Origin of the sequence: Paraurantiacibacter namhicola (assembly GCF_001687545.1) — a bacterium.
Taxonomy (GTDB): Bacteria; Pseudomonadota; Alphaproteobacteria; order Sphingomonadales; family Sphingomonadaceae; genus Paraurantiacibacter; species Paraurantiacibacter namhicola.
The window spans coordinates 2,328,129-2,342,223 of sequence record NZ_CP016545.1; the positions used below are offsets into that span (position 1 = coordinate 2,328,129).

Genomic DNA, 14,095 nt, shown 5'->3' on the forward strand with positions numbered 1-14,095 from the left:
GCCGCGCCGCCCATCACGAACCAATTGACCGGGGACCGATAGCGCGATGAATATCATGCAGATCCTGCTTTTTGCCGGCGGCCTTATGATGCTGCTGGTCATCGGCTATTCCCTGATGGGGCAGAAGAGCCCGGCCAAGGAAGCTGCCCGCCGCCTGGAAGGCGTGCGCGACAGGCACTCCGAAAGCACCACCACCAAGGTCGAAAGCCAGCTGAAGAAGGCGATTGCCGCCCGCAAACCCAAGATGCACAAGATCGCAGGTTCCGCCTCGCGTTCGGAAGCGCTGGGCCTGCGGCTGGAACGCTCCGGCAAGAACTGGACCGTGGCGAATTACCTTTATGCCTCGCTCGGCATCGGACTGGTCATTACCGTACTGCTTTACCTCAAGACGGGCGCTGCGCTGCTCGCGCTGGCCGTCGGGCTGTTCGCTGGCGCGGGCCTGCCGCACCTGTGGGTCAACCGCCTGATCAAGAAGCGGACGGCGGATTTCAACGCCAAGTTCCCCGACGCGATCGAGCTGCTGGTGCGCGGCCTGCGCTCCGGCCTGCCCGTCACCGAGACGCTCGGCGTGGTGGCACAGGAAGTTCCGGGCCCGGTGGGCCAGGAATTCCGCGGCACGGTGGAGCGCATCAAGATCGGCCGCACGATGGAAGAGGCGCTGCAGGAATCGGCTGACCGCCTGGGCACGCCGGAATTCCAGTTCTTCGTCATCACGCTGGCCATCCAGCGCGAGACGGGCGGCAACTTGGCCGAAACGCTTTCCAACCTGGCAGACGTGCTGCGCAAGCGCGCGCAGATGAAGCTGAAGATCAAGGCCATGAGCTCTGAATCCAAGGCTTCCGCCTATATCGTGGGCGCCCTGCCCTTCATCGTCTTCGGCCTCGTGTACTGGATGAACCCGTCCTACATCGGCGGCTTCTTCACCGACGACCGCCTGATCGTGACCGGCCTTGGCGGCCTGGTCTGGATGAGCATCGGCGTCTTCATCATGGCCAAGATGGTCAGCTTCGAGATCTGAGGGAGACGGAACGATGATCCAGCAAAATTCCGGCCCCACGCTTCTCGGCGTCGACGTCATCCTCGTCGGGTCTGTCCTGGCGGGCATCGCCGCCCTGGCAGTCGTCTTCGCGGTCTATGCCGCGCTGACGGTGAAGGATCCGATGGCCAAGCGGGTCAAGTCGCTCAATGCGCGGCGTGACGAGCTGAAGGCGGGCATCGTCAAGGCCACGGCCAAGAAACGCACCAGCCTGGTGCGGCGCACCGACACCACCGACAAGGTGAAGGACACACTGCAGGGCATGAAGGTCCTGCAGGACAGCCAGGTCAAGATCATCGAGCAGAAGCTGGCGCAGGCCGGTTACCGCAACAAGGAATGGGCGGTTGTCGTCATCTTTGCGCGCATGATCCTGCCGATCGTGCTCGGCTTCCTGGGCGTGATGCTGTTCTACTGGAGCGACACTTTCCCCGAGTGGGGCAGCATGAAGCGCTTCGGCGGTTTCGCTGCGCTGGTCATCGCCGGTTACAAGGGCCCCGAGCTGTTCCTGAAGAACAAGTCGAACAAGCGCACGGACTCGGTTCGAAAGGGCCTGCCCGATGCGCTCGACCTGCTGGTCATCTGCGCCGAGGCCGGCCTGACAGTCGACACCGCCTTCAACCGCGTGGCCAAGGAACTGGGCCGGGCTTATCCGGAACTGGGCGACGAATTTGCCCTCACCGCCATCGAGCTGTCCTTCCTCAGCGAACGCCGCCAGGCCTTCGAGAACTTGGCCTACCGCGTGAACCTTGAAGCGGTGAAGGGCGTGGTGACCACCATGATCCAGACCGAGCGTTACGGTACGCCGCTCAGCTCCGCCCTGCGCGTGCTGTCAGCGGAATTCCGCAACGAGCGCATGATGCGCGCCGAAGAGAAGGCCGCGCGCCTTCCGGCCATCATGACGGTGCCGCTGATCCTGTTCATCCTCCCGGTGCTGTTCATCGTGATCCTTGGACCGGCAGCCTGTTCCATCGCCGACGCCTTTGGTGGCGACGGGCCGGGGAGCAACTAGCCCGGTTTACCGATACTTTCGGACCCGAAAGCGAAGACCCCGCGGCGGCCATGGCCATCGCGGGGTCTTCTGCATCCGGTGCAATCGCCGGCTGGACTTACCGGTAGCTGCCGTCCGTCAGGCTGTCAGAATCGAGGTCGCCGACTTCGGCTCGCACGGTGCGCAGCATGTGGCGGAAGCGGTCCACGTCCTCGGTCGAGAAGCCCGCGAAAAGCTGGCGTTCGATATTGCGCGCGACCGGCATGATCTTGGCGTACATCTCCTCCCCGGTTTCGGAGAGGTGGAGCAGGTGGGATCGGCCATCCTTCGCATTGGGCTTTCGCGCGATCAGCTCGCGTTCGGACAGCAGCTTGCATGCGCGGTTGACGGCAACCTTGTCCATCAGCGTCCGCTCCGTCAGCTCGCGCTGGGTCACGCCGCCGGCATCGCCCAGCACGGCCATGATCCGCCATTCGGGGACAGAGAGGCTGAAACGCTTGCGATATTCCTGCGCGATGCGCGCGCTCACCGCATTGGACGTGGTGGAGAGGCAATAGGGCAGGAAGTCGTCGAGGCGGGAGATAGGGGTCATCGGTAACCAGTTTGCGGCCCTCGCCCGCAATTGCAAGGGTCTTCGCCGCGATATCCGGCAGCTAGCTTGCCACGATGCGCCGCGCGACGGCGTCCAGCCTGGCTGCGGATGCTTCGTCCCACGCATCCCTCGGCGTGACGATGGCGCCGTCCAGCGCCCGGTCGATCGGGCTGGCCTCGCGCCGCTTCGGCAGGGCGGCGGCAAAGGCCCGCAGCGCATTGCGCGCCAGATCCGCATTCCCGCGCATGGTCTCCAGCACCTGCGCCGTATCGACCGCGGCCTCGCCATCACGCCAGGCGTCGTAATCCGTCACCATGCCCACCAGCGCATAGGGCAGCTCCGCCTCGCGGGCGAGGCGCGCTTCGGGCATGGCGGTCATGCCGATCACATGCGCGCCCCATTGCCTGTAAAGGCGGCTTTCCGCGCGCGTGCTGAACTGCGGGCCTTCGATGGCGACATAGGTCGCGCCCTCATGCACGCCCGCACCCGCATCCGAGGCTGCGCCCGCCAACAGGCCGGACAGGCGCGGACAGACCGGATCGGCGAAGGCGACATGCGCAGTGATCCCTGGCCCGAAGAAGCTGCGTTCCCGCCCCGTGGTCCGGTCGATGAATTGGTCCACCACGGCGAAGCGGCCGGGTGCGAGGGCCTCGTCCAGCGATCCCACCGCGCTCATGGCGACAAGGTCCGTCACGCCGCAGCGCTTCATCACGTCCACATTGGCGCGGTAATTCACGTGGGAGGGGGCCATGCGATGGCCTGCCCCGTGGCGCGCCATGAAGGTGAAGCGCACGCCTTCCAGCGTGCCGGTCACCACCGGTCCCGAAGGCTCTCCGAAGGCGGAGCGCACGGCGATTTCCTGCACATCGTCCAGCGCGCCGGGATCGTACAGGCCCGAACCGCCCAGCACGCCGATGTGCCAGCCACCTTCCGGATGCATCAGCGCCACAGGCCCGGCCTCAGCGCGGCGCCATGCGGATCGCGCCGTCGAGCCGCACGGTTTCGCCGTTCATGTAACCGCTTTCGATCATGAACACCGCAAGGTCGGCATATTCAGCCGGGACGCCGAGCCGCTTGGGGAACGGGACGCTGGAGGCCAGCGCATCGCGCACCTTGTCCGGCATGCCGGCCATCATGGGCGTCTCGAAGATGCCGGGCAGGATCGCGTTCACGCGGACGCCCTCGCCCATGAGGTCGCGTGCCATGGGCAGGACCATGCCCTTCACGCCCGCCTTGCTGGCCCCGTAAGCGACCTGGCCGATCTGGCCGTCTTCCGCCGCAACGCTGGCGGTGGTGATGATCGCGCCGCGCTCGCCATCATCCAGCGTGTCCAGCGACAGCATGCCCGCCGCGCTCTTGGCTGCGCACAGGAAGGTGCCGGTCAGGTTGACGGCGATGGTCTTGGCGAACTGGGCCAGCGAGTGGCTCTTCGCCTCGCCCGTTTCCTTGTCTCGGCTGGCCAGCTTCGCGCCGCTGACGATGCCCGCACAGCACACCAGCACGCGTTCCTGCCCGTGCGCCTCGCGCGCCTTGGCAAAACCCGCATCCACGCTGGCCTCGTCGCTGACGTCGACCTTGCAGAACACGCCGCCCAGCTCCGCCGCGACCGCTTCGCCCGCTTCTACATTCATGTCGAAGATGGCGACCTTCGCGCCCTTCGCGGCGAGCGCGCGGGCAGTCGCTTCGCCGAGGCCCGATGCGCCCCCGGTGACCACGGCGGCAGTGTTGGAGTCGATCTTCATGGGTGTCCTCTCGAATGGCGTTCGACGCGCGGCTTAGCCCCTTCGCGCGCCGCCTTCCAGCCCTGCAATCCGTTCAGCTTCCGCCCCGCGAAGCTGAAAGGTGTTACAGGTGTTACACAGTCCATGGGACAAAATCCGGCGCGGTCGATCGGACCCCGTCGAAGCCCAGCTGGTGGCGCAAAGAAGAAATCATCAGCAGTAAACATGACTGCACCCATCCAACCCGCGTTAGCAGTAGGAAAGCGCCCTGTTCCGCGATAGGATGTGAGCGATCACAGCGTGGAGAGGGTAGCTGCATGGAAGCGCAGGCAAGAAGGCTGGAGGAGCTGGACCTGCTGCGCGGCTTTGCCGTCTTCGTGATGGTGCTGGTCACCACGCCCGGGGACTGGGCGCATCATTTTCCGGCATTGCAGCATGCGGATTGGCATGGCTGGACCTTTGCCGATCTCGTCTTCCCGGATTTCCTGTTCGGCGTGGGAATGGCGCTGGGCCTGACATATGGCCGCTCGCTCGATCCGGTGCGCGGGGCCCATGCCTTCCGGCGCAAGCTGTTGCGCCGCGTGGCTGGGCTGGTGCTGTTGGGGCTGGCGCTGAACTATGTCTATGTGATCGCAGGCCAGCTCGGCTCCCCGCCCGTAGGGCCAACGGACGAGACGACGTGGCGCATCCCCGGCGTGCTGCAGCGCATTGCCCTGTGTTACCTGCTCGCCGTGGGCGTTGTGGCGCTGACGGCGCGGCGGATGCAGGATAGCGGCACGCAGCTGCGTCCGCTCGCCGTGCTTGGCGCCATCATCACGATCCTTCTGGGATACTGGGCGCTGCTGGTGGTCGTGCCTGCGGGTGGGTATGGCGCGGGCGATCTGTCGAAGGTCGGCAATCTGCCCGCCGTGATCGACCGGGCGGTGTTCACGCCGCAGCATATGTGGCCGCTGGGCGCGGAGGCCTGGCGCGGGCCGGTAGTGTACGACCCGGAAGGCTTGCTCTCCACGCTGCCCGCCACGGCCAATGTGTTGTCGGGTGTGCTGGCGGTGGGCCTGTGGCGCGATTTCCCGCGCTGGCGGCTGGTGCTGCTGGCTGCGATCGGTGCGGCCCTGATCGGGGCGGGCCTGCTGCTGGACGGCCTGTTCCCCATCAACAAGAAGATCTGGACCAGCAGCTTCGTGCTGCTGACCGTCGGCTTCTCGTTCCTGTTCCTGCTGGGCATGGCACTGGCGGTGAAGCTGCGGCTCGCGCGCCTGCTCGCGCCGCTGCGCATCCTGGGCGGCAATGCGATCCTGGCCTTTTCGCTGTCCATAATTGTCGCCGCGATGGCGGGCGTTCCGCTGACAGGCGGGGACCCATCTGCAACGCTGCAATCGCTCGGCAACAGCGCAATGCTCGCAGTGATACCGGACCCGTGGTTCGCCTCTTTCGCGTGGGGATGCGTGGTCGCTCTTTCCATCGCCGCGCTGCTGTGGCCGCTGGACCGGCGCGGTATTCACCTGCGGCTCTGACGACGCCGGTCCTGAGTTATCAGCTCACCTTGAACTGCAGCTCGCCGTCGCCCTCGTCCACGCGCACGGTGCTGCCGTCGGGCACTTCGCCGGCCAGGATCTTTTCGGCCAGCGGGTCCTGCACGTAGCGTTGCACCGCGCGTTTCAGCGGACGCGCGCCATAGACGGGATCGTACCCCACGCGGCCGAGCCACTTCTTAGCGCCGTCCGTCAGGTCCAGCACCACCTTGCGATCCTTCAGCAGCTTCTGCACGCGCGCGACCTGGATATCGACGATGGGAGCCATGTGCTCCATCGCCAGGCGGTGGAACAGGATGATCTCGTCCAGCCGGTTCAGGAATTCGGGGCGGAAATGCCCGCGCACCACGTCCATCACCTGGCTTTCGACATCGGACACCTTCTGGTCGTCCGTCAGGTTTGACAGGTACTGGCTGCCGAGGTTGGAAGTGAGGATGATCAGCGTGTTGCTGAAATCCACCTGCCTGCCCTGCCCGTCCGTCAGGCGGCCATCGTCCAGCACCTGCAGCAGCACGTTGAAGACGTCGCTGTGTGCCTTCTCCACCTCGTCGAACAGCACGACCTGGTAAGGCCGCCGACGAACCGCTTCTGTTAGAACGCCGCCTTCATCGTAACCAACATAGCCCGGAGGCGCACCGATCAGGCGGGCGACGGAGTGCTTTTCCATGAACTCGCTCATGTCGATGCGCACCATCGCGCGGTCATCGTCGAACAGGAATTGCGCCAGCGCCTTGGTCAGCTCCGTCTTGCCGACGCCGGTCGGGCCCAGGAACAGGAAGCTGCCCAGCGGGCGGTTCGGATCCTGCAGGCCTGCGCGCGCGCGGCGCACCGCCTTGGACACGGCATTGACCGCGTCCGTCTGCCCGATCACGCGCCTGCCCAGCGCCTCTTCCATCTTCAGCAGCTTCTCGCGTTCGCCTTCCATCATCCGGTCGGTCGGCACGCCGGTCCAGCGGGAAACGACACCGGCGATATCGTCCTCGGTCACTTCCTCGCGCAGCAGGGCGTTTTCGGTATGGCCGGCAGCCTCCTCCAGCTGCTTCTCCAGCTTCGGGATGGTGCCGTAGGACAGCTCGCCCGCCTTCTGCAGGTCGCCTTCGCGCTGCGCTTGCTCCAGCTCGATACGGGCGGCGTCAAGCTCTTCCTTCACGCGCGCTTCGGCGTGGATCTTGTCGCGCTCGTTCTGCCAGCGTGTGGTGAGTTCGCTCGACTGCTGCTCGAGGTTTGCCAGCTCTTCGCGTAGGGCGGCGAGCCGGTCCTTGGACGCCTCGTCGGCTTCCTTGCCGAGCGCGGATTCCTCGATCTTCAGCTGGATGATCCGGCGGTCGAGGTTCTCGATTTCCTCCGGCTTGCTTTCCACTTCCATGCGGATGCGGCTGGCGGCCTCGTCCATCAGGTCGATGGCCTTGTCCGGCAGGAAACGGTCGGTGATGTAGCGTTCGGACAGGGTCGCGGCCGCCACGATGGCCCCGTCGGTGATACGCACGCCGTGATGCAGCTCGTACTTTTCCTTCAGGCCGCGCAGGATGGAGACGGTGTCCTCCACGCTCGGCTCCTCGACATAGACCGGCTGGAAACGGCGCTGCAGGGCGGCGTCCTTCTCCACATATTTCTGGTATTCATCCAGCGTGGTCGCGCCGATGCAGTGCAGTTCGCCGCGCGCAAGGGCGGGTTTCAGCAGGTTGCCCGCATCCATCGAACCCTCGGACGCGCCCGCGCCGATCAGCGTGTGCATTTCGTCGATGAACAGGATGATCTGGCCGTCCGCGCCCTTCACCTCGTCCAGCACGGCCTTCAGCCGCTCCTCGAACTCGCCGCGATATTTCGCGCCTGCGATCAGGCTGCCCAAATCCAGCGCCATCAGCTGCCGGTCGCGCAGGCTGTCCGGCACGTCGCCATTGGCGATGCGCAGGGCCAGGCCTTCGGCGATGGCGGTCTTGCCGGTGCCGGGCTCGCCGATCACGACGGGATTGTTCTTGGTGCGCCGGGCCAGGATCTGGACCACGCGGCGGATTTCCTCGTCGCGGCCGATCACCGGGTCCAGCTTGCCCGCACGGGCCGCTTCGGTCAGGTCACGGGCGTATTTCTTCATCGCGTCATAGGCGTTTTCCGCCCCGGCGCTGTCCGCCGTGCGGCCGCCGCGCAATTCGTTGATCGCGACGTTCAGCGCCTGCGGATCCAGCTTAGCCTCCTCCAGCGCCTTGCCGGCAGAGGTGGTCTTGGCCAGCGCCAGCGCCATCAGCAGGCGCTCGACGGTCACATAGCTGTCGCCCGCCTTTTCCGCGACCTGCTCGGCCTGGTCCAGCACGCGCACGGCATCATTGTCGAGGCCCGGCGTCGCTTGCGCCCCGCCCCCGGTCACCGAAGCGATCTTGGCCAGCACGGCATCCACCTCGTCCACCGCGCGGCGCGGGTCGCCGCCGGCGCGCTGGATCAGGCCGGCCGCCATCCCCTCGCTATCCTCCAGCAGCGCCTTCAGCAGGTGCGCAGGCGTGATCCGCTGGTGGTTCATGCGGATGGCAACGGTCTGCGCGCTTTGCAGGAAGCCGCGCGCCCGATCGGTGAATTTTTCAAGGTCCATGCGAAGTGCCCTCTTTCAAACTGTCCCTGCCCACATAGTGTTGCCAATTTGCAACACAAGACCCTGCGCTCCGGCAGGTGTGTTACTCGCATATAGGACCCTTGCGCGCGCTTGCGAGGGGGCAGGCGGAGAATTCACTCCATGTCGGCTGGGTCGGGCTCGTAATCCAGCAGTTCGCCAGGCTTGCAATCCAGCACCAGGCACAGCTTCGACAGGGTGGAAAAGCGGATGCCGCGCACCTTGCCGGACTTGAACAGCGACAGCTGCGTTTCGCTGATGCCCACGCGCTGGGCCAGCTCCTTGCTGGTCAGCCCGCGATCCTGCAGCACCCGGTCGAGCGTGATCGCCATCGGCATCAGACGAACTCCTCAAGCTCTTTCGCCATGACAAAGGCCCGCGCCGCCAGCCGCCCGACCAGCCACAGCATCATGCCCACCACCATCACGGCGAGGTAGGATGGGTCGAAATGGGCGATGGTGGAGAACCGGTCCGGCCAGATCGCCATCAGCAGCAGTGACGTGCCCGTCAGGTCCATGAAGCCGCCCAGCGCCAGCAGCGCGCCCACGCGGCGCAGCATCTTGGGCAGCGCATCGGGCAGCGCGGCGCCTTTCGAAACCTTGCAGCTGGCCCGCGCGATGTCGGCCACGGCCAGCAGGTACGGTATCATCGAAAGCCGCCGGAAGGACCAGTATCCGGGCTGAGTCCACCCGCCGATCAGCGATGTCGCCTCCAGCAGCAGGAACAGCGCAAGCAGCACAGTGCAGCCGCCCGCGGCCAGCGCGACCAGCCTTGCATAGCGCTTCGATCCGTCCATTTCACACTCCTTCGAAATTTAAGCTTGACTTAAATTCGCGCCAAGCGATGCTTTAAGCAAGACTTAAACGAAATGTGAGGCGGAATGCAATGCATGCAGCGATAGAAACCCACGGATTGCGAAAGAGCCTGGGCGGCAAGCCGGTGATCCGCGGGCTGGATCTCAGCGTCCCGGCCGGGCGCGTTTACGGTTTCCTGGGCCCCAACGGCGCGGGCAAGACCACGGCGATGCGCCTGCTGCTGGGGCTGATGCCGGCCGATGCGGGCGAGGTGCGCCTGCTGGGCCAGCCACTTGGGCAAAACAGGCTGTCCCTGCTGCGGCAGGTGGGCAGTTTCATCGAAAGCCCCGCCCTCTATGACCACCGCAGCGGCCGCGCGAATTTGGACGTGGCGCGCCGCCTGCTGGGCCTGCCCGCCAGCGAGGTCGACCGGGTGCTGGAGGTGGTGGATATGCGCGCCGATGCCGCGCGCCGCGTCAGCGAATATTCGCTCGGCATGCGGCAGCGCATGGCCCTGGCGCGCAGCCTGCTGGGCAGTCCAAAGCTGCTGCTGCTGGACGAGCCGACCAATGGCCTCGACCCCGACGGCATCGCTGACATGCGCGCCCTGGTGCGCGACCTGCCCGCCCGCATGGATTGCACCGTCCTGATCTCCAGCCACCTGCTGGGCGAGGTGGAGCAGGTGGCGGACCATGTCGGCCTGCTGCGCAAGGGAAGGCTGGCGATGCAGGGACCACTACAGGACCTGCTAGGCAGCGGTCGCCGCATCGCGCTGGAGGTGGACGATGCTGCGCGTGCCACGTCGCTGCTCACAGCCGAAGGCCTCGCGGCGCATGTCTCCGGCGGCGCCACCCTGACCGTGGACGCGCCGCCCGATGGCGAGCTCGCCCCGCTATGCGCCCGCATCAACCGCATCCTGGTGGAGGCAGGCCTCGCCGTCTCCTCGCTGGGCTCGCAGCGGCTCTCGCTGGAGGACCTCTACAAGGGCAGCGCCGCGCCGACCGAAGAAGCTCAAACCAATGAAAGGAAAGCCGCATGATCCGCCTGATCCGATGGGAGGCCGCCAAGCTGCGCGGCTCGCTCGCCCTGCTGTTCGCCCTGGTGGTGCCGGGCCTGACCGCGCTGCTGGTGATGTTTGCCATGCTGGCCAATGACCGGGCACCGGCTTGGAGCTCGATGATGGGCGGCTTCGTGCTGCCGCTGTGGGCCATGTTCCTGCTGCCCATGGTCATTGCCACTTTCTGCACGCTGGTGGCGCAGGTGGAACACCGCGCGAAAAGCTGGGACCACGTGCTGACCCAGCCCTTCCCGCGGTGGCAGGTCTTTGCAGCGAAGCTGGTGATCATCTGCACGGCCGTTGCCGGGATGACCTTCCTGGTCTTTGCCTACGCTTATCTGGTCGGCTGGCTCGGCGGGCTGGCCACGGGCTACACGCCGGTAGGCAGCTTCGGCTTCGTGGAGGTGGCGCAGGCCTCCGTGAGGCTGCTGGGCGCCGCGGCGCTGGTCGTGGCAATCCAGGCGTGGATCGCGCTCCGCTATGCCAATTTCGTCATCCCGCTTGCCGTGGGCATTGCCGGGACCATGGTCGGCCTGGCTGTCATGCTGACCGGTACGGACCAGGCGGACTGGTTCCCCTGGGTCATCACGCTGCGCAGCGTGGGGCCGGACGCGCCGTTGGACCCGGTGTGGATGGGCCTGGCCGGTGGTCTCGTCGCCTGCTGTCTGCTGCTCGTCGATTTGCCGCGCCGCGCCTTTCGCTAATTCGCCGGAAACGCTGGAAACCCCCGGATACGCTGCTAGCCTGCACCGCAGAATCAATACCATATCGTTCCCGGGGGACACCTGATGCGCCGCATGACTTCCAAGCTCGCCACAATCTCACTCCTACCGCTGGCGCTTGCCGCCTGCCAGACCATGGAGCAGACCGCGCCCATGGCAGCCGCCGATCCCGCGCCCGCGCAGGCGGCGGATATGGCAGAGCCGGCCCCGCTATCCGCGCTGACTTCGGAAGTGAACATCCCCTACGAGCGGTTCGAGCTGGACAACGGCCTGACCGTGCTGGTCCACACCGATCGCAAAACGCCGCTGGTGGGCGTGACCACCTATTACCGCGTCGGATCGAAGCACGAACCGCGCGGCCTGACCGGCTTTGCCCATTTGTTCGAGCACCTGATGTTCGGCGGCAGCGAGAATGTGGAGAATTTCGACATCCCGCTGGAAGCCGCAGGCTCGACCAGCACCAACGGTTCCACCTGGTACGACCGCACCAATTACGTCGAAACCGTACCCACGGGCGCGCTGGACCTGGCGCTGTTCATGGAAAGCGACCGCATGGGTTACCTGCTGGGCGCAGTCACGCAGGAGAAGCTGGATAAGCAGCGCGACGTGGTGAAGAATGAGAAGCGGCAGGGCGATAACCAGCCTTACGGCCTGACCTTCTATGCCCTGGCTGACGGGCTGCTGCCGGTTGGCCACCCCTATCGCCACTCCACCATCGGCAGCATGGCGGACCTTTCCGCCGCCAGCATCCCCGATGTGCGCAAGTGGTTCATGGACAATTACGGGCCCAACAATGTCGTCCTGGTTCTGGCCGGCGATATCGACGTGGAAACCGCACGTCCGATGGTGGAACGCTGGTTCGGCGCCATCCCGCGAGGTCCCGAAGTGGTGGACGTGTCCGCCGGCCCGGTCACGCTGGATGCGCCCGTGCGCCGCGTAATGGTGGACCAGGTGCCCGCCACCCGCATCGTGCGCGCATGGACCGGCCCGGCACTGACCGATCCCGATGCCGTGCCGCTGGCCATCGGCATGAACGTGCTGGGCGGCCTCGCCTCCAGCCGCCTCGACAATATCCTGGTGCGTGACGAGCAGCTGGCCACCAGCGTTTCGGCCTACAGCCTTCAGTTCGAAGACCTGTCCATGCTGATCGTCTCCGTCGATGTGAAGCCGGGGGTCGATGCCGACAAGGCAGAGGCGCGCCTTGGCGAAATCATGGGCGATTACCTCGCCGGTGGTCCCACGCAGGGCGAACTGGCCCGCTCCGCCACGCAGACCGTGGCCGGGCAGATCAGCGGGCTGGAGCGCGTTGGCGGCTTTGGCGGCAAGGGCATGATCCTTGCCGAAGGCCTGCTGTATGCGGGCAATCCGGGGCATTACCGGGTGGAACTGGACCGCATGGCCGGGCTGACCCCTGCCGATGTGCAGGGCGCAATGCAGCGCTGGACCTCGCGCCCCAGCTTCACGCTGGTGATCGAACCGGGTGAGCGGACGGAAGATGGCGGCAGCATGGGCGGCTGGGGTGACGAGGATACCGTCGCCGCGGCGGAGCCCGATGCCAAGCTGCCCGCCCCGCCGCTGGAAACCGGCCCGCCGCGCGAATTCCCGCCACTGAAGGACACGCCGCCGGTCACTTTCCCGACGATCGAGCGCGCCACGCTTTCCAACGGCATCCCGGTGACACTGGCCCGCCGCACCGCTGTACCGCAGGTCTCCATGCTGCTGGAATTCGATGCCGGTTACTCCGCCGACACGCGCCAGACCTCCGGCGCGCAGGGCCTGATGGTGGCAATGCTGGAAGAAGGCACGACCAGCCGCAGCACGGTCGAGATCGCCGAGGAGCAGGAGCTGCTGGGCGCAAATATCTCCACCGGCCTTTCGGTGGACACCACCAGCGTGGGTCTGACCGCACTGACCGCCAACCTTGCCCCGTCGCTGATGCTGATGGCCGATGTGGTGCGCAACCCGGCCTTCGATGCCAATGTGACGCAGCGTGTGCGCGACCAGCGCCTCGCCGCCATCGACCAGCAGCTCGCCAGCCCCACGGGCCTTGCCAGCCTGGCCGCCGGGCCGCTGATCTTCGGCGATGACCACCCTTACGGTTCTGTCGGCGCACTGGGCCGCGCGACCACGCTGGGGCTGGTGACGCCCGATGCGCTGTCCAGCCTGCATGCCGCGTGGATCCGCCCCTCCAAGGCGCAGATCACCGTGGTGGGCGATGTGACCATGGAAGAGCTCCTGCCGCAGCTGGAGATGGCTTTCGGCGACTGGGCCGAGCCGGCCGCTGCCGCAGGGCAGAAGGCTCCGCTCGATACCGCGCTGCCTGACGCGCGCCCGCGCCTGGTGGTGATCGACCGGCCCAACAGCCCGCAAAGCGTGCTGCTGCTCGCCCGCGCTCTGCCGCTGACCGGCACCTCGCAGGGGACCGAAGCGCTTGAACTGGCCAATGAAGTGATCGGCAGCGGCTTCCTCAGCCGGCTGAATTCGAACCTGCGCGAGGACAAGGGCTGGACCTATGGCATCCGCAGCACCATCACCAGCAATGCCGGGCCGCGCCTGCTGACGGTGTTCACCCCGGTCCAGTCCGACCGGACGGGCGATTCCATCCAACTGATCTTCGAGGAGATGACCGCCTTCCCCGCCGCGCGCGGAGTGGACGATGTGGAATTGCAGCGCGTGACGCAGGGCAATATCCGCAACCTGCCCAACAGGTTCGAAACCAACGGCCAGGTGCTGGGCGCCATCGTGCAGAACCGCCGCCTCGGCCGCCCGGACAATTACTACGCCACCCTGCCCAGCATCTACGCCGGTCTCGGCGCGCCGCAGCTCAACGCGGCCGCGGCGCAGTACCTGCAGCCGGATAATCTGGTGGTGATCGTGGTGGGTGACCGCAAGGTGATCGACAGCCAGCTGGAAGGCCTGGACATGGAGATCGAATATCTGGACGCCGCCAGCCTGCGGTAGAATTTTCGCTCTCTCAACCGCTCATGCGGAGCTTGTCGAAGCAGGATGGCTGGCACGGCGCCAGTCACCCTTCGACAAGCTCAGGGTGAGCGG

The 14,095-nt window shown here is 66.1% G+C and carries 12 protein-coding genes; 6 read left to right on the forward strand and 6 right to left on the reverse strand.

All coding sequences use genetic code 11. The features are described 5' to 3' along the window. Positions 1-46 precede the first annotated feature (46 nt). On the forward strand, positions 47-1,018 hold the full coding sequence (locus A6F65_RS11400) for a type II secretion system F family protein (protein WP_067788891.1): 972 nt from the start codon (positions 47-49) through the stop codon (positions 1,016-1,018). Between the two features lie 13 nt (positions 1,019-1,031). Beyond that, positions 1,032-2,045, forward strand: coding sequence for a type II secretion system F family protein (locus tag A6F65_RS11405; RefSeq protein ID WP_067788897.1), 1,014 nt, complete (start codon positions 1,032-1,034; stop codon positions 2,043-2,045). Positions 2,046-2,142: 97 nt separating this feature from the next. On the opposite strand, the gene A6F65_RS11410 is transcribed toward A6F65_RS11405, so the two are convergent. The 3 genes from A6F65_RS11410 to A6F65_RS11420 all read right to left on the reverse strand — a co-directional run bounded on the left by A6F65_RS11410 (position 2,143) and on the right by A6F65_RS11420 (position 4,358). Further along, positions 2,143-2,616 (reverse strand): MarR family winged helix-turn-helix transcriptional regulator, encoded by a 474-nt coding sequence (locus A6F65_RS11410; RefSeq protein ID WP_067788900.1) that lies wholly within the window; start codon positions 2,614-2,616, stop codon positions 2,143-2,145. Positions 2,617-2,677: 61 nt separating this feature from the next. Continuing rightward, on the reverse strand, positions 2,678-3,556 hold the full coding sequence (gene mtnP / locus A6F65_RS11415) for an S-methyl-5'-thioadenosine phosphorylase (RefSeq protein WP_067790600.1): 879 nt from the start codon (positions 3,554-3,556) through the stop codon (positions 2,678-2,680). Positions 3,557-3,575: 19 nt separating this feature from the next. After that, on the reverse strand, positions 3,576-4,358 hold the full coding sequence (locus A6F65_RS11420; RefSeq protein WP_067788904.1) for an SDR family NAD(P)-dependent oxidoreductase: 783 nt from the start codon (positions 4,356-4,358) through the stop codon (positions 3,576-3,578). A 296-nt stretch (positions 4,359-4,654) separates the two neighbouring features. On the opposite strand from A6F65_RS11420, the gene A6F65_RS11425 reads away from it, so the two are divergent. Further along, positions 4,655-5,851 carry an acyltransferase family protein gene (locus A6F65_RS11425; protein WP_067788908.1) on the forward strand — a complete coding sequence of 399 codons (1,197 nt, stop codon included), beginning with the start codon at positions 4,655-4,657 and terminating at the stop codon, positions 5,849-5,851. A 19-nt stretch (positions 5,852-5,870) separates the two neighbouring features. Here the strand turns inward: A6F65_RS11425 and clpB are convergent, their stop codons facing one another. The 3 genes from clpB to A6F65_RS11440 form a co-directional block, all read right to left on the reverse strand. Next, positions 5,871-8,450: an ATP-dependent chaperone ClpB gene (gene clpB, locus A6F65_RS11430; RefSeq protein WP_067788911.1), complete on the reverse strand. Its 2,580-nt coding sequence runs from the start codon at positions 8,448-8,450 to the stop codon at positions 5,871-5,873. 134 nt (positions 8,451-8,584) lie between these two features. Beyond that, a complete protein-coding gene (locus A6F65_RS11435; protein ID WP_067788914.1) occupies positions 8,585-8,806 on the reverse strand; it encodes a helix-turn-helix domain-containing protein in 222 nt (73 codons plus the stop codon). Next, positions 8,806-9,264 carry a hypothetical protein gene (locus A6F65_RS11440; RefSeq protein WP_067788917.1) on the reverse strand — a complete coding sequence of 153 codons (459 nt, stop codon included), beginning with the start codon at positions 9,262-9,264 and terminating at the stop codon, positions 8,806-8,808. Before A6F65_RS11440 ends, A6F65_RS11435 begins: the two co-directional genes overlap by 1 nt. A gap of 89 nt (positions 9,265-9,353) precedes the next feature. Between A6F65_RS11440 and A6F65_RS11445 the strand changes: the two genes are divergently transcribed. From A6F65_RS11445 to A6F65_RS11455, 3 genes are all read left to right on the forward strand, one after another. Beyond that, on the forward strand, positions 9,354-10,301 hold the full coding sequence (locus A6F65_RS11445; RefSeq protein WP_067788923.1) for an ATP-binding cassette domain-containing protein: 948 nt from the start codon (positions 9,354-9,356) through the stop codon (positions 10,299-10,301). After that, positions 10,298-11,023: an ABC transporter permease gene (locus A6F65_RS11450; protein WP_067788926.1), complete on the forward strand. Its 726-nt coding sequence runs from the start codon at positions 10,298-10,300 to the stop codon at positions 11,021-11,023. The genes A6F65_RS11445 and A6F65_RS11450 overlap by 4 nt, the downstream gene beginning before the upstream one ends. An 84-nt stretch (positions 11,024-11,107) precedes the next feature. Beyond that, positions 11,108-14,002 carry a M16 family metallopeptidase gene (locus tag A6F65_RS11455; protein WP_067788928.1) on the forward strand — a complete coding sequence of 965 codons (2,895 nt, stop codon included), beginning with the start codon at positions 11,108-11,110 and terminating at the stop codon, positions 14,000-14,002. Positions 14,003-14,095: the final 93 nt, after the last annotated feature.

Coding starts and splice junctions, on each gene's coding strand:
- A6F65_RS11400 (WP_067788891.1), top strand. CDS start 47: ATGAATATCATGCAGATCCTGCTTTTTGCCGGCGGCCTTATGATGCTG.
- A6F65_RS11405 (WP_067788897.1), top strand. CDS start 1,032: ATGATCCAGCAAAATTCCGGCCCCACGCTTCTCGGCGTCGACGTCATC.
- A6F65_RS11410 (WP_067788900.1), bottom strand. CDS start 2,616: ATGACCCCTATCTCCCGCCTCGACGACTTCCTGCCCTATTGCCTCTCC.
- mtnP (WP_067790600.1), bottom strand. CDS start 3,556: ATGCATCCGGAAGGTGGCTGGCACATCGGCGTGCTGGGCGGTTCGGGC.
- A6F65_RS11420 (WP_067788904.1), bottom strand. CDS start 4,358: ATGAAGATCGACTCCAACACTGCCGCCGTGGTCACCGGGGGCGCATCG.
- A6F65_RS11425 (WP_067788908.1), top strand. CDS start 4,655: ATGGAAGCGCAGGCAAGAAGGCTGGAGGAGCTGGACCTGCTGCGCGGC.
- clpB (WP_067788911.1), bottom strand. CDS start 8,450: ATGGACCTTGAAAAATTCACCGATCGGGCGCGCGGCTTCCTGCAAAGC.
- A6F65_RS11435 (WP_067788914.1), bottom strand. CDS start 8,806: ATGCCGATGGCGATCACGCTCGACCGGGTGCTGCAGGATCGCGGGCTG.
- A6F65_RS11440 (WP_067788917.1), bottom strand. CDS start 9,264: ATGGACGGATCGAAGCGCTATGCAAGGCTGGTCGCGCTGGCCGCGGGC.
- A6F65_RS11445 (WP_067788923.1), top strand. CDS start 9,354: ATGCATGCAGCGATAGAAACCCACGGATTGCGAAAGAGCCTGGGCGGC.
- A6F65_RS11450 (WP_067788926.1), top strand. CDS start 10,298: ATGATCCGCCTGATCCGATGGGAGGCCGCCAAGCTGCGCGGCTCGCTC.
- A6F65_RS11455 (WP_067788928.1), top strand. CDS start 11,108: ATGCGCCGCATGACTTCCAAGCTCGCCACAATCTCACTCCTACCGCTG.